The sequence below is a fragment of the Paraburkholderia xenovorans LB400 genome, assembly GCF_000013645.1.
Classification (GTDB): Bacteria; Pseudomonadota; Gammaproteobacteria; order Burkholderiales; family Burkholderiaceae; genus Paraburkholderia; species Paraburkholderia xenovorans.
Map to the genome: position 1 here is coordinate 829115 of NC_007953.1, position 17308 is coordinate 846422.

Genomic DNA, 17308 nt, shown 5'->3' on the forward strand with positions numbered 1-17308 from the left:
CATCCGACTACACCAACAAGGAGCTACGCATGCAAGCAGTCAGCCGTTCCCGTCGCGCGATGCTGCTCGCCGGTGCCGCCGCGCTGGCGGGCGCGCCGTTCATTGGCAACGCGCGCGCGCAGGGCGCCGAAAAGCTCGTCTATCAGACCGGCTGGCTGCCGCAGCCGGACAAGGGCGGGCTTTATCAGGCGCTCGCAACCGGCCTGTACCGGCAGGCCGGGCTCGACGTGGAGATTCGCCCCGGCTCCGCGCAGATGAACGTCAACGCGCTCTTTCTCGCGGGCCGCGCGGACTTCGCCGACTCCGACAGCTTCCGCGTGCTGAACTTCGTGCGCCAGGGGCTGCCCGCCGTCGCGGTGGCGGCGTTCGGGCAGCGCTCGCCGCACGCGCTCGCCTCGCACGCCGGCACGGGCGCGGACACGCTGGCGGCGCTGAAGGGCAAGCCGATACTCGTTTCGGCCATCGGCCGGCAAAGCTACTGGCTCTGGTTGAAGGCGCGCTACGGCTATACCGACGACCAGCTTCGCCCCTATACCGGCAGCCTCGCGCCGTTTCTCGCGGACAGATCGCTCGCGACCGAATGCTTCGTCACCAGCGATCCCTACGAGATGCAGCGCGCGGGGGCCAACGTGAACGTGCAGTTGCTGGCCGATCACGGTTTTCGCAACTACTACGGCGTGATGGTCACCCATCCGCAGCTCGTCGCCGACAAGCCCGATGTGGTCCAGCGCTTCGTCGATGCGACCATCAAGGGCTGGCAAAGCTATCTGCACGGCGACCCCGGTCCCGCCAATGCGCTCATCAGGCAGGGCAACCCGGAGATGACCGACGCGAAGCTCGCGTACTGCCACGACGCGCTGCGCAAGTACGGCATCGTCGCCTCCGGCGACGCCGACACGCTCGGGCTCGGCGCGATGACCGACGCGCGCTGGAAGGGCTTCTACGACGACATGGTCGCGGCGCAGGCGATGCCGCCGGGCCTCGACGTGCGGCGCGGCTACACGCTGCAATTCATCAACCATCGCGTGGGATTGGGCTGAACGACATGGACCAGACGACAACGGCCGCCTCGCTGGCCGCAGCACCGTTCGCAGACGGCCGCGCGCCGCTGCTCGAAATCGAACGCGTATCGAAGCGCTTCTCGACCGGCACGCTCGCGTTGCAGGGCATCGACCTGCGGGTCGGCCGCCATCAGTTCGTTTCGCTGCTCGGCTCGTCGGGCTGCGGCAAGAGCACGCTGCTGCGCATGATCGCGGGGCTCGGCACGCCGAGCGCCGGCACGATCCGCTGGCCCGACGAAGCCGGCAACGCGCGAGGCAAGATGCCGGAAGTATCCTTCGTGTTTCAGGAGCCCACACTGATGCCCTGGGCCAGAGTGATCAACAACGTGGACCTGCCGCTGCGGCTCGCGAAAGTGCCGAAGGCCGACGCGCAGGAACGCGCACGCCGGGCGCTGGCTTCCGTCGGCCTCTCCGGCTTCGAGCGCGCGTGGCCGCGCGAACTTTCGGGCGGCATGAAGATGCGCGTCTCGATTGCGCGGGCGCTCGTCACGCGCCCACGCATCCTGCTGATGGACGAACCGTTCGCCGCGCTCGACGAAATCACGCGGCTGAAACTCAACAACGATCTGCTCGAGCTGTGGCAGCGCGAGAACTTCACGGTCGTCTTCGTCACGCACTCCGTGTTCGAAAGCGTCTTTCTTTCGCAGCGCATCGTCGTGCTGGCACCGCGGCCGGGACGCATCTGGACGGAAATCGCCGTGGACGCGCCCTATCCTCGCGACCTGCGCTTCCGCACCTCGACACACTACGCCGAGTGCTGCGAGCAGGCCGCCCACGCACTGGAAGCCAGCATGACCGAAGGAGAACCGGCATGAACGTCGATCAACCGATGACCGCCTGCACGAGCGCGAGGCCCGCGCCGCGCGATGAAGCCGCCGCGTCCGCCGCATCGGCTGTGCGCGCGCCGCGCGTGCTCGGCGTGCCGCGCGCGCTGCTGCCGAAGATCGGTGTGCCGCTCGTGACCGGTATCGCGCTGCTCGTGCTATGGGAAGCGGTGGTGCGCGCGGCCGGTGTGCCGTCGTTCATACTGCCCGCGCCGAGCGACATCTTCGGGGCGCTGATCGACAACTGGGCGTCGTTCGCGGGCGCGCTATGGATCACGCTGTCGATCTCGCTCGCCGCGCTGAGCCTCGCCATCGTGGTGGGGCTGCTGCTCGCGATTCTCTTCACGCAGTCGAAGTGGATGGAGCTCGCGTTCTTTCCGTATGCCGTCGTACTCCAGGTCACGCCCGTCGTCTCCATCGCGCCGCTCATCATCATCTGGGCGAACAACGTCGTGGTCTCGCTGCTGGTCTGCGCGTGGCTCGTCGCGTTCTTTCCGATTCTCTCGAACACGACGCTCGGCCTGAACTCGGCCGATCACAACCTCGCCGATCTGTTCCAGCTCTACAAGGCCTCGCGCTGGCAAACGCTGCGCTATTTGCGGCTGCCTTCCGCCGCGCCGTATTTTCTTGCCGGCGTGCGCATCTCCGGCGGCCTTTCGCTGATCGGCGCGGTCGTTGCGGAGTTCGTGGCCGGCACCGGCGGCACGAAGTCCGGACTCGCGTCGCGCATTCTCGAATCGGGCTATCAGTTGCAGATTCCGCGCATGTTCGCCGCGCTGTTTCTCGTGTCGATGTGCGGCGTCGTCATTTTCGTCTGTCTGTCGGTCGTGTCGCATCTCGCGTTGCGCCGCTGGCACGACAGCGCGGTAAAACGGGAGAACTGAATTGAGCGCGACCTTCTTTGCCGTGCCGGACGTGCGCCGCTACGCGCTGCGCAACGTGCGCGTGCCCGCTTGCACGACCGCGCAGCCCGCGCATAGCGGCGATTTCGTCGAAGCCGATCTGCTGATCGAAGACGGCCGCATTGCCGCCGTCGCGCCGGCCGGAACCGTGCCGGCGGCCGACGGACCCGACCTCGGCCGGTCGCTCGTGCTGCCGGGCATGATCGATTGCCACACGCACCTCGACAAAGGCCACATCTGGCCGCGCCAGCCGAACCCCACCGGCGACGTGCCGGGCGCTGCGCACGCGACCGGCGTGGACCGCACGGCGCGCTGGAACGCGGAGGACGTGCGGCGGCGTATGGAGTTCGGCCTGATGACCGCGTGGGCGCACGGGGTGGTCGCCATCCGCACCCACCTCGATTGCCTCGCGCCGCAGGCCGCGATCTCGCTGCCGGTGCTCGAAGCGCTGCGCGACGCGTGGGCCGGCCGCATCGCGCTGCAGGCGAACGTGCTCGTTCCGCTCGACGTCTACCTGACCGACGAGGCCCGCGCGCTCGCCGACGCCGCGCAACGCGCGGGCGCGACGCTCGGCGCGGTGGCGCGCTTTCGCACGCTGCCGAATCACCCAATCACACCGCAATTCGACGTGGCGATGACGCGTCTTTTGCGACTCGCAAGCGAACGCGGTCTCGACGTGGACCTGCATGTCGACGAGTCGACCGATCCCACGAGCCGCATGCTGCCCGAAGTCGCGCGCATCGTGCGGCGCGAGCGTTTCGACGGACGCGTTCTGTGCGGCCATTGCTGCTCGCTCGCGTTGCAGGACGAGCGCTATGTCGACGCGACGCTCGACGCGCTCGCCGCCGCGCGCATCGACATCGTGAGCCTGCCGACGGTCAACCTGTATCTGCAATCGCGCGCGCCGGGCAAGACGCCGACCTGGCGCGGCGTCACGCTGCTCCACGAAATGCGCGCGCGCGGGCTGCGCGTCGCGGTAGCGGGCGACAACTGCCGCGATCCGTTCTACGCCTATGGCGATCACGACATGCTCGACACGTTCACGCAGGCGGTGCGCATTCTGCAGCTCGATCACCCGATCGGCGACTGGCTCGCGGCAGCCACGCGCACGCCCGCGCAGATCATGGGTCTCGAAGCCGGGCCGCGCGGCGTCGTCGCCGCAGGCGAGCCGGCGGACGTCATCGTCACGCGCGCCCGCGACTATTCGGAGTTGCTGTCGAGGCATCAGTTCGACCGCGTCGTGCTGCGCGCCGGCAGGCCGATCGACACGACGCTGCCCGACTACCGCCTGCTCGACGACCTGATGGTCTGATGACCTGAAAGGACGCCCGGCCCGTTCACGCCGCGCTGCTCCGATCGATTAACTAAGGACTACTTTTCAAGTAGAACGACATGAACCCACTCATTGCCGTTCGCGTCGCCCGCAAACGTATCGAAGCGGCGGACATCGCGAGCCTCATTCTTGAATCCGCCGACGGCGCGCCGCTTCCGCCCGCCGGCCCCGGCGCGCACATCGACGTGCATACGCCGTCGGGCTGCGTGCGCCAATACTCGCTGTGCAATCTCGCCGACGAGCACGGCCACTACCGCATCGCGGTGCTGCGCGACTCGGCCAGCCGGGGCGGCTCGATTTCGATGCACGACGACGTGCTCGAAGGCGGCAAGCTGTCGATCAGCGCACCGAAGAACCATTTCCCGCTGCGCGAGGACGCACGTCATTCGATCCTGATCGCGGGCGGGATCGGCATTACGCCAGTGATCGCGATGGCATCGGCGCTGCATGCGCGCGGCGCGAGCTTCGCGCTGCACTACCGCACACGTTCCGCCGCTCGCACCGCATTTCTGCGCGAACTGACGCACGGCGCGCTCGCACCGCATTGCGCGCTCTATCACGACGATGCTCCCGCGCTGCGCAAGCTCGAACTGATGCCATTGCTGGAAGCCGCGCCGCCCGACACGCACGTCTATGTCTGCGGGCCGAAGGGCTTCATGGATGCGGTGATTTCGACGGCCCGCGCGCAGCACTGGTCCGAAGACCGCATCCACTTCGAGTATTTCGCCGGCGTCGCGACACCGGGCGCGAACGCGAACAGCTTCGAAGTCGTCCTTGCGAAGAGCGGCCAGGTCGTGCAAGTCGCGCCGTCGCAGACGATCGTCGAAGTCTGCTCCGCGCACGGCGTCGCGATTCCCACGTCATGCCTGCACGGCATCTGCGGCACCTGCATCACGCGCGTACTCGAAGGCGAAGTCGAGCACAAAGACTTCTATCTGACGCCGCAGGAACGCGCGAGCCATACGCAGATGCTGCCGTGTTGCTCGCGCGCGAAATCGCACCGGCTCGTCCTCGATCTCTAACCTCCCCTCCCTTCACCGCTACAGGAAAAACATGAAATCACAGCTACAACGACGCAACCGCCGCTGGCTACGTGAGCTCGGCGGCTTCGCCCTGGCGGGCAGCGCATGCGCGCTCGCCGGCACCGCGCATGCGCAGTCGAGCGTGCAGCTCTACGGCATCGTCGATATGTGGGCCGGCGTGCAGAAGCTGCCGTCGCAGGCCTCCGCCGCCGTCGCCGCGGGCAACGGCATGTCCACATCGTTCTGGGGCCTGGGCGGCAAGGAGGATCTGGGCGGCGGTCTGCAGACCGTCTTCGCGATCGAAGGCTTCTTCCGGCCGAACAATGGCGCGGTCGGCTCCTTCGACGGCGACCCGATGTTCTCGCGCAACGCCTACGTCGGCCTGCAATCGTCGACGTACGGCGCGCTCACGTTCGGCCGGCAGAGCAGCCCGCTGTATCTGCAGTCCACGCTCTTCAATCCGTTCTATGCATCCTTCACGTTCTCGCCCACCGTCAATCACCTGTATGGGGGCGTGGGAACGTACCCGGCATTCAAGACCGACCAGGGCGTGTTCGGCGGCACCGCATGGGCAAACGCGATTCAGTTCGCCACACCGGATTTCAACGGCCTGACTGGTAAAGCCATTTATGCGTTCGGCAATACCGCGGGCGAGAACGGCAGCAGGAAATGGTCCGCGCAGATGGCGTACACGCACGGCGCGTGGAGCATCAGCGGGGTTTATCAATACCTGAACTTCAGCAGCACGCCGGGCGACCTCGCGCATTTCATCGCGGGCGAGAAGAGTCAGTCGGTCGCCGAAATCGCGACGTGGTACGACTTCGGCTTCGTGAAGCTGTACGGCGAGTACACGTGGACCGGCAACGACCGCACGGCCGACAGCTTCCACGTGAACTCGTATCAGGCGGGCGCGGCCGTGCCCGTGGGACTCGGACGCGTGCTCGCATCATGGGGGTATTCGCGCAACGCCGGCGGGCTCGACCTGACGCGACAGACGGCCACGATCGGCTACGACTACCCGCTGTCCAAACGCACGGACCTGTACGCGAACTACATGTACGACCATCTGACCAACACGTCGAGCGGCTACACCACGGGCGTCGGGCTGCGCACACGTTTCTAGCCGGCTCGCGAAGCCGCTCCGGCCCGCGCGATCGGAGCGGAAGCGGTCCGGCCGCCGGGCACGGGCGCGAGCATGGACCGCATGCCGGGTCGATCGTGGGCCGGCATCGAAGCTTCGTGCGCGAGAGCGAGGCCGACGACGACGCGCCGCCCGGCGACCGCGCGCCGCGCTCTCACTTAAATTCATAGTAAGCGCCTCGCGTGGGCCGTTCGCGATGTCTCGCACGCATGAGGCACGATAGTGATGGCGCGCTGAGGGTAACGGATAGTTTCCGGAAGACCGCCGGGAGATCAGACTGTGGGCGGCGGAGTGGGTTGCGTGGTCAACTTGTTGGCCACGTTCCAGGGCAGCAGTTCGTCGATGCGATTGATCTTGTGGTCAGCGATGTGGGTCAGGACGTATTCGAGGTAGGCGCGCGGGTTAATGTCGTTCAGCTTGCATGTCCCGATCAGGCCGTACATTGCGGCGGCCCGTTCACCTCCGCTGTCGGAGCCTGCAAACAGGAAGTTCTTCCTTCCCAGGCTCACGCAGCGCAGGGCGTTTTCGGCAAGGGCGTTGCTGATCTCAACGCGCCCGTCTTCGCAGTACAGAACGAGCGCGTCCCATTGATTGAGCGAGTAGCGTATTGCCTTGGCCAGTTCAGACTTCGTCGACAGCGTTGCGATCTTGTCCGCCATCCACGCCTTGATGGCTGCGAGCACCGCGACGCTCCTCTGCTGCCGTACGTGCAACCGTTCGACGGCTGGCTTGCCGCGGATGTCAGCTTCAATACCATAGAGTTCGCCGATCAGCTCGAGTACGTGCCTTGTCGCATCGGTCGGCGTACGGACGTGAACGTCGTATATGTACCGTCTCGCGTGATCCCAGCACGCGGCTTCGCGGATCTTGCCACCCGCATATAGCTCGTTGAAGCCGCCGTAAGCGTCGGCCTGCAGGATGCCCTTGAATCCGGCGAGATGAGTCTGTGGATGAATGCCTTTGCGGTCAGGCGAGTAGGCAAACCAGACTGCAGCCGGTTCCGTTGAGCCCGATCGGGTATCGTCGCGAACGTAGACCCACAGGCGCCCCGTGCGGGTCTTCCTGTTGCCCGGTGCAAGCACCGGAATCGGCGTGTCATCCGCGTGCAGCTTGAAGGATGCCATCGTGTAGATCCGCAGCGCTTCGGTCAACGGCTCGCACAGGGCCTCGCACTGGCCGACCCAGCGCCCCATGCTGGCAGGGTCGAGCTTCACGCCGTCGCGTGCGGCAATCGCCGACTGTCGGTACAGCGGTTGATGGTCAGCGAACTTCGAGACGAGGATGTCGGCCAGCAGGCTCGGATGCGCGATGCTGCGCTCAATCGGCAGACCCGGCATCGGCGGCTGCGAGAAGTGATTGCAGCAGGTGCAGACTGCCTTGCGCCGAATCGTGCGAATCACCTTGAACATTGGGGGGTGCGGACAAAATCTTGGACTACCTGGAGGTAGTTCATGTTCTCATACGAAGATCGCATTCGAGCGGTTCGACTTTGCTTGAAGCTGGGCAAGCGCATCGGAGCTACCATTCGGCAGCTGGGCTACCCGACCAAAAATTCTCTCAAGGCCTGGCATCGCGAATACGAGCAGTGCCACGATCTACGGGCGGGCTATGTCCGTTCAAGGCTGAGGTATTCTGATGATCAGAAGAAGGTGGCCATCGATCATTATTTGAGCCATGGGCGCTGTGCTGCCGCAACTTTGAGGGCTTTGGGTTATCCGAGTCGCGAGACGCTTGCGATCTGGATTGAAGAATTGTGTCCAGAAATCAGCAAACGTATTGTTGGCCGAGCCGTTGGAAGCGTTCCAAAATCACAGAGGGTGAAGCAGGCAGCAGTCATTGAACTGTGCACCAGAGAGCAAAGCGCACGCGTGGTTGCCGAGAAAGCCGGTGTAAGCCGGCCAACGCTGTATAACTGGAAGAATCAGCTACTCGGTCGAGAGGTTCTGGCATCTATGAAACGCAAAAAGAAACCAGCATCGGACCATGAGCGTGCGGAGCTGGAACAACAAGTCGAATCGCTTCGACGCGACATCCGACAGCTGCAGCTTGAGCACGATATCCTGAAGAAGGCGAACGAACTGATAAAAAAAGGAATGGGCATCAACCCGCAACTCCTGAGCAACCGGGAGAAGACAATGCTGATTGATGCCCTGAAACAAACCTATGCGTTGCCAGAATTGCTAGCCGCTTTGGGTCTTGCCCGTAGCTCTTACTTCTATCACCGTGCACGGCTGTCGGTTGCTGATAGGCATGATGACGCGCGGCGCGCCATCGCGGACATCTTCGAACTCAATCACCGTTGCTACGGTTATCGTCGGATTCGCGCGGCATTGATCAGGCAACAGGTCTTCATTTCGGAGAAGGTAGTGCGTCGCTTGATGCGACAGGAAGGTCTGGCCGCCGCCACGACAAAGCGACGTCGCTACGGCTTCTATCGTGGAGAAATTAGTCCTGCGCCGGAGAACATCATCAATCGTGACTTCTACGCCGCTGTTCCTAATCAGAAATGGCTCACGGACCTTACCGAATTCCAAATCCCGGCTGGCAAAGTGTATCTGTCGCCGGTTATCGACTGCTTCGATGGTCTCGTTGTGAGCTGGTCAATCGGTACGCGGCCGGACGCCGAGCTCGTCAACACCATGCTGGATTCGGCAATCGAATCAATGGCTGGCTGCATGGAGCGGCCCGTAGTTCACTCGGATCGTGGTGCGCACTATCGCTGGCCAGGATGGCTCTCGCATATGCAGGCTGCCAGACTGACTCGCTCGATGTCGCGCAAGGGATGTTCGCCGGACAATGCGGCCTGCGAAGGCTTCTTCGGGCGACTCAAGACGGACTTGTTCTATCCTCGTGATTGGCGTGCCACGACCATCGATCAATTCATCGAGATCGTTGACTCGTACATCCGCGGTACAACGCAAAACGGATCAAGGTCTCGCTCGGCTCCCTCAGCCCTATCGAATACCGGCAAAGTCTTGGAATCGCGGCATAAATCAGTCCAAGAATTTAGCCGCACCCGTTTGAGTCCCGCTGCACCAACCCTGGATTCATGTGTTTCATACCTAACCATTGCCCGTTCACTTCTCGCCCTCGATTGATGATATTTCGCGCATGATAGCGAATAAGGAACAGAGCAGCTGGTGTGTGATCTGGTGAAACAAGGCTAAATAGCCCCGACATGACTAGGGCACGCTTACGGAGAGACGGGAGGGTGAGTTAGCGACGCAGGAAACTGCAGCCCGGCTGCTCGATGTGTCCAAGGGTAACAATGAGCCGCATTGCCGACGTTTATCGTCCCCAACAACTTACCGGCCGATATGCCGCGTGAATGGCCGTTCCAGTTTACAACCCGCCATAGGCCTCGCGGCGGATCGAAAGGCGGTTGTGGGTCGCCTACGGCCTTTTGCTTGATGTGGGCGTAGGCAATGCGGGGATGCTCGGCGTCGGGCAAAGATCGGCCATGAGCGGTCTCTCACGCATTGTCGGCGAACGACTGCTAATGAGCCATCAACCGCCCATCAGGCAGTAGCACGCGTGATTTTTGGATCAGAGGGTCGTAGGTTCGAGTCCTACCTCACCGACGACAACGGCTCTCCCACCGAGTGAGCCAATCAGCCATCCGACGATTTTTAGCTTGTCCATATCGGCCCTTAGGTTTGATCGGTTAGATTTTAATTGCACCGAACAGCAGGATGACAAGGGTGTCAGGGTTCGGTGCTCGTTTCCGCATGGCTTATGATTGCATCAGTCCCACGACCAGACACCGAAATGGATTCCGCCAAGGTCATTGCCGAGATAGAAGCGCAAGTTAACGCCGCCATGGATGAGGCTAGCAGGGCGATTGCTTTTCATGAGTCGTGGCGACCCATGGCATACGACGAAGAACTGCACATGCGCATGGGGAATTCGTTCGCGGCGGGAACCTTCGTAGTGATTCGGCAGGCTCTACGGCGTGAAATGCTTTTGGCCCTGCTGCGAGTCTGGGACGATCAGCAAAAATCTTTGAGTCTCCGGCGTACCTTCGAAGCGTTGCGCATCCCCGCTGTTCTCGATGCGCTGATTGAGAAGCGCACAAAGGACCGCACGGGGTCGAATGCATTCGACAAGATACTGGCCGAGCATATTGCCGGTTCCTGTACCGATTACATCGAGAAAGCGGGCGATCTGTTCGACAAGTACTGGAAGAAGGGTGAAGCCTCGCACGTCATGCAGCATCTTCATGTGCTCAGAAACACGATGCTGGCTCACAACCAACTCGCACCCCAACGTGTGAAGGGCAAAGACGCAAGGGACGACGAAATCGAGGCTTTCTATCGAGACACCCGCACTATCGTGGAATGCTTGCTTCATGCCGTTCACGCTACGGCACTCGATATGAACGATACGCAAGGCGTCTACGAAACCTATGCCCGGTTCTTTTGGGAGAGTGTGAGAGGTGAATCCACTCCGGGGCATCCTAGCTATCGAGCACCGTTCGACTCGACAGGAGTCGAACAATGAAGTTCACGGCGGGAGATGATACAGACCGCGCCTTGTGCGCGACGATCAGTCACGAGTATCTTCGTTGCGATGATGCCTTACACGAGTTCGCACGCTTGCGTGAGCAGATGATGGCGACGGGCGATGATAGGCGCTTGTCCTACGCGGCGTATAACGCCTACGCCCGGTTCATCCATCATCTGTACGAGTTCAACATCGCATGTGCGCAGCGAGACTTTCACGACACGTCATTTCAGCCGAAGAACGATGAAGCCGACCGACTGATTGCTTCTCATGCTGATCGAGCCATACGAGTGAGGCGGCAGGCATACAACCAACATGCCTTCGGCGCACGCCCTTTCGAACCCTTCCCGGTGCTGATTGAGTTCGCGAAGGCGTTTCGTACGGCTCGCAACACGACAAACGGTCACGCCAAGCACCAACGCTATACGTTGAATCTTTCCGACTTCTTCACACGCTACCATCGGTTTTTGCTGGATATGCACAATGCTGCCCGCCACATGTGGTTGCAGCAGGGTGACCAGTTTCCCGATTGGGGTGAGATCACAGCGTTCTCTGTGGTAGTCAAGGCTACCGTTCTACCTACCGACGATGATTAAGCGGGTGGGGCATCTGTCGTATAGAAGTAAGGCAGATGAAATCCGCGTATTGGCGGAGCGTCGAACGGCTCGGCGCTTTCTATTTTCGCTTGTGTGTCCTTGTGCTTCGCGTACAGACTTCCGAGATAAGCATTCAAATTCTCAACGATGAATTCCACGAGCGCAGTCGAAAGCTCATTAACGGTGTTCGTCATCTTCCGTACGGCCTCGGTCCATTCATCGTCCGACTCCATGTGATAGGCCTGAACCGCGACTTCCGCAGACGTCTGATATAGGTAGTTCCCCGCAACGCGGTCCCTGAGGAACACGTAGCTGCTATCCGTAGTCTTCATCTGTTCCATCGCTGGCCGAAAATCGTTGAGACTTGGATAGTGCATGGCATGCGAGTTTCGTGCATCCGATAGCCATTTGCAGTCGCCTGCCATCTTGTTGAATGTGCGTTTTAGTGTTTCACCCATGCCGTTCGGCATGTGCGGATAGCACCGTTCGCGCAGAAAACTGTTCATTTCGGGCTTGTTGATTCGCTCTTTCGCTTCGTGCAGCTTGCCGCTAAGCATGCGGGTTATGAACAGTGTCCGTGAAACCCGGCCTATTTTCTCCGGCGTTTCAGGATCGCCGGGATGTGGTGTAGAGACTATAGCCAGCTTCTGTAGGGTCATCACTTCGTTGAAGATGTGTCCAAGCAGGAGCACGGCATAGCGTGTCTCTTCTGACTCCGTATTCCATACATCGTGAGAGATTTCGAAGTGCTCAACCTGAAGCTTCCCCATGCTGGTCTCCTATGTGGTTTGACAAATCTACCACGCCTGCATTCTGAAAAACGAAAACCGCACAGGTGTATATCAGCCCTTGCTACTCCAACGAGTCGACTGGCAGAATCGGGTCTCCACGAACAGCGTCCGCACGGCGGAGGTTCAGACTGGTTCGGGCTGGACGACTCGACGTACGGCACGCACACGATGCGTCGCACGAAGGCATCACTGATATATCGCCGCACCAAGCCTGCCTGCGGTGCAGATACTACTGGGACACACGAGGCTCGAGAGTACCGTGGGCCTTCTCTCGGGATCGAGGTCAACGACGCACTCGAGATGGCCAAACAAACGGAAGTATGACGTGCACTGCGATCGGCGAAGAGGCGCTCGTCGGCCACCGAGGGACCGTCGATTAGTTTCATCAAATGCCGAAGTTCGGCGTATATTCGACGCCGAATGGATCCGCCACGCGCGACAGGGGAACGCAATGCCGAACATACCCGCAATGCTTGTGGCCGCGCACGATATAAAGGCACAAATCGACGGGCTGCTGTTGCGTGGACGCGTGCAGGATAGTGGCGAACATCGCGTCGCTGCAACGCTGTGTCTGACGATCGCCGAGCAGTTTGCGGCGACCCTGCATTTGATAGAGGGCGGCTTCTCGTCCCATGCACCAGTCACGGTGCGTTCAATGCTAGAGGGACATGCGAATCTGCTAAACCTAGTAAGCGATCCTGCATTCGTCGACCAGATCAGGTACGACAACGCGCGTGCCGATGTCGTGTTGTTCACTGAATATGCCGCGGACCCCGAGATGCAGGGCAACGTGGACGCGCAGGAAACATTGGCCAGATGGAAAGCCGTTGCGGAACCGGTGCGTGATGAGTTGGAAGCAAAGGGCTATGGCAAGCTCGACGTGTACCAGCGATTCAAGAGAGCAAAGATCTTGTCTACATACGTGGCCTACCGCGTCTTTTGCTCGTTCGCACATAACCAACTCACAACATTGTTGGCGCGTCATGCTGACCGTTTCGAGCTTCGCTACCATGTCGAAGCGCCGAATGCGCTAACTGCCAGCCTGCTGAATGTGGCCGTCAGCATTTTGTGCCAAGCGGTTGTGACGGCATCGCACTACACCGACCTGACCGACGCCGAGCTGCGGGAAGTAATCGACGCTGCCGACGCAACATGGAGCACAGCGCAGGCACTCGTCGAGTAGGTGTCGGTTACCCGTATAACATGGAGTGGGTCGATGAGCCCACACACCAGCTCAGCAAGTTCAACATCATGCTTGAATTCCCGAGAGCACACGGGTATCCAGAGCGACTAGTCGTTTCCCTCGAATACCGGCACGTCGAGCGCGTGCTGCAGTTAGTGACGGTTTCATGAGTTATCACATTCGCGTGAGAACGTCGGGGTCTTGACCTGCAGCCGAATCGCGCAATTCCAGAAGGCCGCTGGACCGAAAGATGCCGCTCTGTTTGGGCACCGGTCCCCAAAAATCGTGGGGATGTTGCGTCCGATATTCGCTGCATTGCCGCCGTTGAGTGGTATATGGCGAACGGCCACACTGGGTCGGGTAGCGACCGTCCGTAGGCGCACACTCAATCTCCCGTTGTTTGAAAGGAGATTGTCATGAAACCCGAGAATGTCGCCGTTAGCCATCGTGTGCCATGGAACAAGGGCAAACTTACCGGGCAGAAGCCGCCGCTAAAGCTCCGAGAAATTTGGGCGATCCGGACGAGGCTTCAGATGGCGTCGAACGTCCGTGAGCTTGCGATGTTCAATCTCGCAATCGATAGCAAGCTTCGAGCGTGCGATCTCACGCGATTGCAGGTGCGGGACGTCCATCACGGAAGCCACGTGGCAGCGAGGGCCACCGTCATGCAGCAGAAGACCCAGCGGCCGGTCCAATTCGAGATCACGGAACAGACCCGCGAGAGCCTCGAAGCATGGATCGAAGCGCGAGGACTGAAGGAGGCGGATTTTCTGTTTCCGAGCCGGTTGCATACGTCGCCGCATCTGTCGACCCGGCAATACGCTCGGATGGTGCATCGCTGGGTCGCATCGATTGGTCTCGACGATACCGCATACGGTACCCACACTATGCGGCGCACAAAGGCTTCACTGATCTACCGGCGAACGAAGAATCTTCGGGCGGTACAGCTGCTGCTCGGGCATACGAAGCTGGAAAGCACGGTTCGCTACCTCGGCATCGAGGTCGACGATGCCCTTGAGATGGCAGAGCAAACCGAGGTTTGATGTGCCTCGGCCGGCGAGCGGTCGCTTGCCGGCCATGAAGAGGCATTCACTCGTGTCGGCATCAAGTCATTCGAACGGCGGTTGCTCAGCGCTCAGCGGCCATTGACAATAAGTTAGCTCTCTAACGAATGCAGCCTTATTCAAACTGGTCACCACTATCGAGAACTTTCTTCCTGCCACTTGCGTACCAACCGTTCAGTCAGATCGGTAGCCGGTAGTATTCTTGGGAGCGGAGCGCCTTGACCTTCCCACCGCGCTGCGAATTCATGAGTACCCTGTGCGCTGGCAACGGTATGAAGCGCTTTGGCCGCAGCACCAGGTCCGGGTTCACCATCACGTTGACCGGAAACCGCAGCCGTACCGTCCATGTCGGCTGGACGCTCAGATTTACAGCGTGCGATCTCCTGACCGGCCTAGTCTCGACGATCCTGTGCCGGTCAGGCAGTGAAGCCGCCGTTCACATCAATGACGGAGCCGGTTATAAAACCGGCATCCGGCCCCGCCAGAAAGACGACGGCTGCAGCGACCTCGCTCAATTCGGCGAAGCGGTGGATGGCATGGCTTTCCATGATGATCGGAGGCAGCTTGCCCTTCGATCCGGCAGCCATGTCGGTGTCCATCATCCCGGCCTGGACGACGTTGACGGTAATGTTCCGGCCGCCGAGATCACGCGCGGCTCCCTTGGAGTAACCGACCACCGCAGCCTTCGTGGCGGCATAGTCGGCGGTGCCGGGGAATGCGATGCGTGTGCCGAGGCCCGAACCGATGGAGATGATGCGACCACCCTCGGGCAGCACCTTGGCGGCGGCACGAATGTTGGCGATCACGCCAAAGGTGTTGATGGCCCATTGCCGATCCATTGCCGCATTGTCGATGGCGGGGTCGTCGATGGTTTTGCCTTGCAGTGCAACGGCAGCGTTGTTGACCAGGATGTCGAGCTTTCCGAGCTTCGACAGCACTTCGCGCACCATCGGTTCCGCGGCGGCCGGATCGCCCTGATCGGCCTTGATCGCAATGGCACGCACGCCCTTCGCTTTGATGCTTTCAATGACGGCCAATGCCTTTTCCCCGGAAGCGACATAGCTGATGGCGATGTCCGCGCCCTGATCGGCCAGCGCGGCAGCGGTCGCCGCACCGAGCCCGCGCGATCCACCCGTGACGAGGGCAACCTTTCCAGCGAGTTTCCTGCTCATTTCAGATTCCTTTTTTGTTGATTGGAGGGTGGGAGGTTCTCGTTCACCACGGCAGCCGTTCATCGAGGAAGAAGAAGCCGCCGGTGGGGCCGTCTTCACCAAGGCTGGCGTACTTCACGACGGCGTGCGCACCGTCCTCTGCGCTCATGTTTGCCCGTTCACCGCCCATGCTGGTTCGCAGCCAGCCGGGATGAACCGCATTGATCTTGATCGGCGTGTCTCGCAGTTCCGCGGCGATCAAAATAGTGAAGGCGTTGAGCGCGGCCTTGGATGTGTCATAGCCGAGAGCCCGGATCGGGTAGACCGGCGAGCACGGATCGGATAGATGTGCGAGCGACCCTCTGATGCTCGACACGTTCACGATCCGGCCAGCACTCGACCGCCGAATCAGCGGCAGCAGGGTTTGTGTTAGAAAAACGGGAGCAAAGAAGTTCGCCTCAAAGGTGTCGCGCACCACGTTGGGCAGTGCCTCGCTCGGCTGTCGGGTAGCTGGTGTGCCGCCGTCGGGGCTATCCAGCAAAATTCCGGCGTTATTGATCAGAATGTCGAGCCTGCCGTGCGCTCTGTCGATTTCGGCGTAGGCCGCCTGCCGATCCTCATCGCTCGTGACGTCGAGCTTGAGCGCGGATACTGCATGGCCCAGGTTGCGCAACTCGGTGGCGACCGCCTCGGCCTTCGCCGTGTCTCGTGCGCCGATGATGACGTGCGCGCCCAGCGTTGCAAGCTGCTGGGCAATCTCGAGGCCGAGACCGCGTGCGCCGCCGGTCACAAGCGCGAACTTCCCATGTAGCGAGGAGGTTGTGTTCCCATTGGGCACTACACTTGCTCCTTGATCTTCCGGATTAAATTCCGATCGTTATCGTAACGAACGGTATTGTATTGGCCCAAGGGTGTCAAGTGTTTTATACTGATCGTTACTAAAACATCCGTGTGAGCTTAAAGATGGGGCGTCACAGACAGTTCGACGAAGGCGAGGCGCTCGAAGCTGCGCTGTCGGTCTTCTGGCAGAAGGGCTACGAGGGCGCTTCGTTTGAAGATTTGTCCCAAGCCACGGGCGTGGCACGCCCTGGTCTCTATTCGGCATTCGGCAACAAGGAAGCACTCTTCATCAAGGCGCTCGATCTCTACGACGCCAGGTACATGGGCTTCATGAGCGAAGCACTGAGCGAGCCTACGTCCTTGAAGGTTGTGGAGCGTATTCTGCAAGGCTCCGCCAACATCCATACCATGGACTCAGCCCATCCGGGTTGCCTGGGTATTAACGGTGCGCTCGCCTGCTCGGACGATGCCGAACCCATTCGCCGTGAACTCATCCGACGCCGCGCCGCAACGCAATTGGCACTCCGTAAACGCCTGGAACGTGCTCAACGAGAAGGCGAACTACCCGCTTCAGTCGATGGGGCAACACTGGCCTCGTTTGTAATGGCTATCTCACAAGGCATGGCGGTGCAAGCCAAAGCTGGAGCGTCAAAGAAAGCACTTGAAGGATTGGTTGAGTACGTTATCAAGACCTGGCCGTCGGCGTCCAGATAGTATCCACCAGCACTTAGGCGTTGCCTATAGACAGAGGCCTTTTAACGGGAGGCCTGGCCCAACGGATCGCCCCTCTCTGTTGAATGATGTCCCATGACACTCCATGGTTACATACCGCAGCGGCGAGCTGCTGCCCGAGCTGTTTTTCAATCGCCGGCTTCCGCGGCACCAGCGAGTGTTGTA

The 17308-nt window shown here is 61.0% G+C and carries 16 protein-coding genes and 2 pseudogenes; 13 read left to right on the plus strand and 5 right to left on the minus strand.

The window, feature by feature from the left end; all coding sequences use genetic code 11:
* Nucleotides 1–29: 29 nt before the first annotated feature.
* The 6 genes from BXE_RS40465 (at nucleotide 30) to BXE_RS40490 (ending at nucleotide 6265) form a co-directional block, all read left to right on the plus strand.
* Entirely contained in the window at nucleotides 30–1040 is a 1011-nt protein-coding gene (locus tag BXE_RS40465; RefSeq protein ID WP_011493933.1) for an ABC transporter substrate-binding protein, read from the plus strand.
* Between the two features lie 5 nt (nucleotides 1041–1045).
* Complete coding sequence (locus BXE_RS40470; RefSeq protein WP_011493934.1) at nucleotides 1046–1876, plus strand: ABC transporter ATP-binding protein; 831 nt, start codon at nucleotides 1046–1048, stop codon at nucleotides 1874–1876.
* Complete coding sequence (locus BXE_RS40475) at nucleotides 1873–2769, plus strand: ABC transporter permease (RefSeq protein WP_011493935.1); 897 nt, start codon at nucleotides 1873–1875, stop codon at nucleotides 2767–2769. Before BXE_RS40470 ends, BXE_RS40475 begins: the two co-directional genes overlap by 4 nt.
* Before the next feature lies 1 nt (nucleotide 2770).
* Entirely contained in the window at nucleotides 2771–4099 is a 1329-nt protein-coding gene (locus tag BXE_RS40480) for a cytosine deaminase (protein ID WP_011493936.1), read from the plus strand.
* An 80-nt stretch (nucleotides 4100–4179) separates the two neighbouring features.
* Nucleotides 4180–5142, plus strand: coding sequence for a PDR/VanB family oxidoreductase (locus BXE_RS40485; protein WP_011493937.1), 963 nt, complete (start codon nucleotides 4180–4182; stop codon nucleotides 5140–5142).
* A 31-nt stretch (nucleotides 5143–5173) separates the two neighbouring features.
* Nucleotides 5174–6265, plus strand: a complete 1092-nt coding sequence (locus tag BXE_RS40490; RefSeq protein ID WP_011493938.1) for a porin — start codon at nucleotides 5174–5176, stop codon at nucleotides 6263–6265.
* A 290-nt stretch (nucleotides 6266–6555) separates the two neighbouring features.
* Here the strand turns inward: BXE_RS40490 and tnpC are convergent.
* A pseudogene (gene tnpC, locus BXE_RS40500) lies at nucleotides 6556–7689 on the minus strand (IS66 family transposase); the annotation flags it as partial.
* A gap of 45 nt (nucleotides 7690–7734) precedes the next feature.
* Here tnpC and BXE_RS40505 point away from each other — a divergent pair.
* From BXE_RS40505 to BXE_RS40515, 3 genes are all read left to right on the plus strand, one after another.
* A protein-coding gene (locus BXE_RS40505; protein ID WP_095211919.1) for an IS3 family transposase occupies nucleotides 7735–9275 on the plus strand; the annotation gives its coding sequence in 2 pieces (ribosomal slippage) (nucleotides 7735–9193 and nucleotides 9193–9275; 1542 coding nt in all).
* A gap of 776 nt (nucleotides 9276–10051) precedes the next feature.
* Nucleotides 10052–10783 carry a hypothetical protein gene (locus tag BXE_RS40510; RefSeq protein WP_049782447.1) on the plus strand — a complete coding sequence of 244 codons (732 nt, stop codon included), beginning with the start codon at nucleotides 10052–10054 and terminating at the stop codon, nucleotides 10781–10783.
* Complete coding sequence (locus tag BXE_RS40515) at nucleotides 10780–11382, plus strand: hypothetical protein (RefSeq protein ID WP_011493942.1); 603 nt, start codon at nucleotides 10780–10782, stop codon at nucleotides 11380–11382. Before BXE_RS40510 ends, BXE_RS40515 begins: the two co-directional genes overlap by 4 nt.
* Here the strand turns inward: BXE_RS40515 and BXE_RS40520 are convergent.
* Entirely contained in the window at nucleotides 11379–12152 is a 774-nt protein-coding gene (locus tag BXE_RS40520; RefSeq protein WP_011493943.1) for a hypothetical protein, read from the minus strand. The two genes, BXE_RS40515 and BXE_RS40520, sit on opposite strands and share 4 nt — an antisense overlap.
* 156 nt (nucleotides 12153–12308) lie before the next feature.
* Here BXE_RS40520 and BXE_RS47655 point away from each other — a divergent pair.
* From BXE_RS47655 to BXE_RS40535, 3 genes and pseudogenes are all read left to right on the plus strand, one after another.
* Nucleotides 12309–12497, plus strand: a pseudogene (locus BXE_RS47655) (integrase); the annotation flags it as partial.
* 127 nt (nucleotides 12498–12624) lie between these two features.
* Nucleotides 12625–13356 (plus strand): DUF5677 domain-containing protein, encoded by a 732-nt coding sequence (locus tag BXE_RS40530; protein WP_011493944.1) that lies wholly within the window; start codon nucleotides 12625–12627, stop codon nucleotides 13354–13356.
* Nucleotides 13357–13772: 416 nt separating this feature from the next.
* Nucleotides 13773–14399, plus strand: coding sequence for a tyrosine-type recombinase/integrase (locus tag BXE_RS40535; protein WP_011493945.1), 627 nt, complete (start codon nucleotides 13773–13775; stop codon nucleotides 14397–14399).
* Between the two features lie 437 nt (nucleotides 14400–14836).
* Here BXE_RS40535 and BXE_RS40540 read toward each other — a convergent pair whose 3' ends face one another.
* Both BXE_RS40540 and BXE_RS40545 read right to left on the minus strand, forming a co-directional pair.
* Nucleotides 14837–15592, minus strand: coding sequence for an SDR family NAD(P)-dependent oxidoreductase (locus BXE_RS40540; protein ID WP_011493947.1), 756 nt, complete (start codon nucleotides 15590–15592; stop codon nucleotides 14837–14839).
* Between the two features lie 43 nt (nucleotides 15593–15635).
* Nucleotides 15636–16361, minus strand: a complete 726-nt coding sequence (locus BXE_RS40545) for an SDR family oxidoreductase (protein WP_237712053.1) — start codon at nucleotides 16359–16361, stop codon at nucleotides 15636–15638.
* 173 nt (nucleotides 16362–16534) lie between these two features.
* Between BXE_RS40545 and BXE_RS40550 the strand changes: the two genes are divergently transcribed.
* A complete protein-coding gene (locus BXE_RS40550) occupies nucleotides 16535–17125 on the plus strand; it encodes a TetR/AcrR family transcriptional regulator (RefSeq protein WP_011493949.1) in 591 nt (196 codons plus the stop codon).
* 13 nt (nucleotides 17126–17138) lie between these two features.
* Here the strand turns inward: BXE_RS40550 and BXE_RS48095 are convergent, their stop codons facing one another.
* Nucleotides 17139–17294 (minus strand): hypothetical protein, encoded by a 156-nt coding sequence (locus tag BXE_RS48095; protein ID WP_407668648.1) that lies wholly within the window; start codon nucleotides 17292–17294, stop codon nucleotides 17139–17141.
* Between the last annotated feature and the right edge of the window lie 14 nt (nucleotides 17295–17308).

Bases quoted from the DNA above. Each gene is read 5' to 3' on its own strand.
- BXE_RS40550 (WP_011493949.1), top strand. From the start codon at position 16,535: ATGGGGCGTCACAGACAGTTCGACGAAGGCGAGGCGCTCGAAGCTGCG.
- BXE_RS40465 (WP_011493933.1), top strand. From the start codon at position 30: ATGCAAGCAGTCAGCCGTTCCCGTCGCGCGATGCTGCTCGCCGGTGCC.
- BXE_RS40535 (WP_011493945.1), top strand. From the start codon at position 13,773: ATGAAACCCGAGAATGTCGCCGTTAGCCATCGTGTGCCATGGAACAAG.
- BXE_RS40490 (WP_011493938.1), top strand. From the start codon at position 5,174: ATGAAATCACAGCTACAACGACGCAACCGCCGCTGGCTACGTGAGCTC.
- BXE_RS40530 (WP_011493944.1), top strand. From the start codon at position 12,625: ATGCCGAACATACCCGCAATGCTTGTGGCCGCGCACGATATAAAGGCA.
- BXE_RS40520 (WP_011493943.1), bottom strand. From the start codon at position 12,152: ATGGGGAAGCTTCAGGTTGAGCACTTCGAAATCTCTCACGATGTATGG.
- BXE_RS40515 (WP_011493942.1), top strand. From the start codon at position 10,780: ATGAAGTTCACGGCGGGAGATGATACAGACCGCGCCTTGTGCGCGACG.
- BXE_RS40470 (WP_011493934.1), top strand. From the start codon at position 1,046: ATGGACCAGACGACAACGGCCGCCTCGCTGGCCGCAGCACCGTTCGCA.
- BXE_RS40485 (WP_011493937.1), top strand. From the start codon at position 4,180: ATGAACCCACTCATTGCCGTTCGCGTCGCCCGCAAACGTATCGAAGCG.
- BXE_RS40540 (WP_011493947.1), bottom strand. From the start codon at position 15,592: ATGAGCAGGAAACTCGCTGGAAAGGTTGCCCTCGTCACGGGTGGATCG.
- BXE_RS40510 (WP_049782447.1), top strand. From the start codon at position 10,052: ATGGATTCCGCCAAGGTCATTGCCGAGATAGAAGCGCAAGTTAACGCC.
- BXE_RS40475 (WP_011493935.1), top strand. From the start codon at position 1,873: ATGAACGTCGATCAACCGATGACCGCCTGCACGAGCGCGAGGCCCGCG.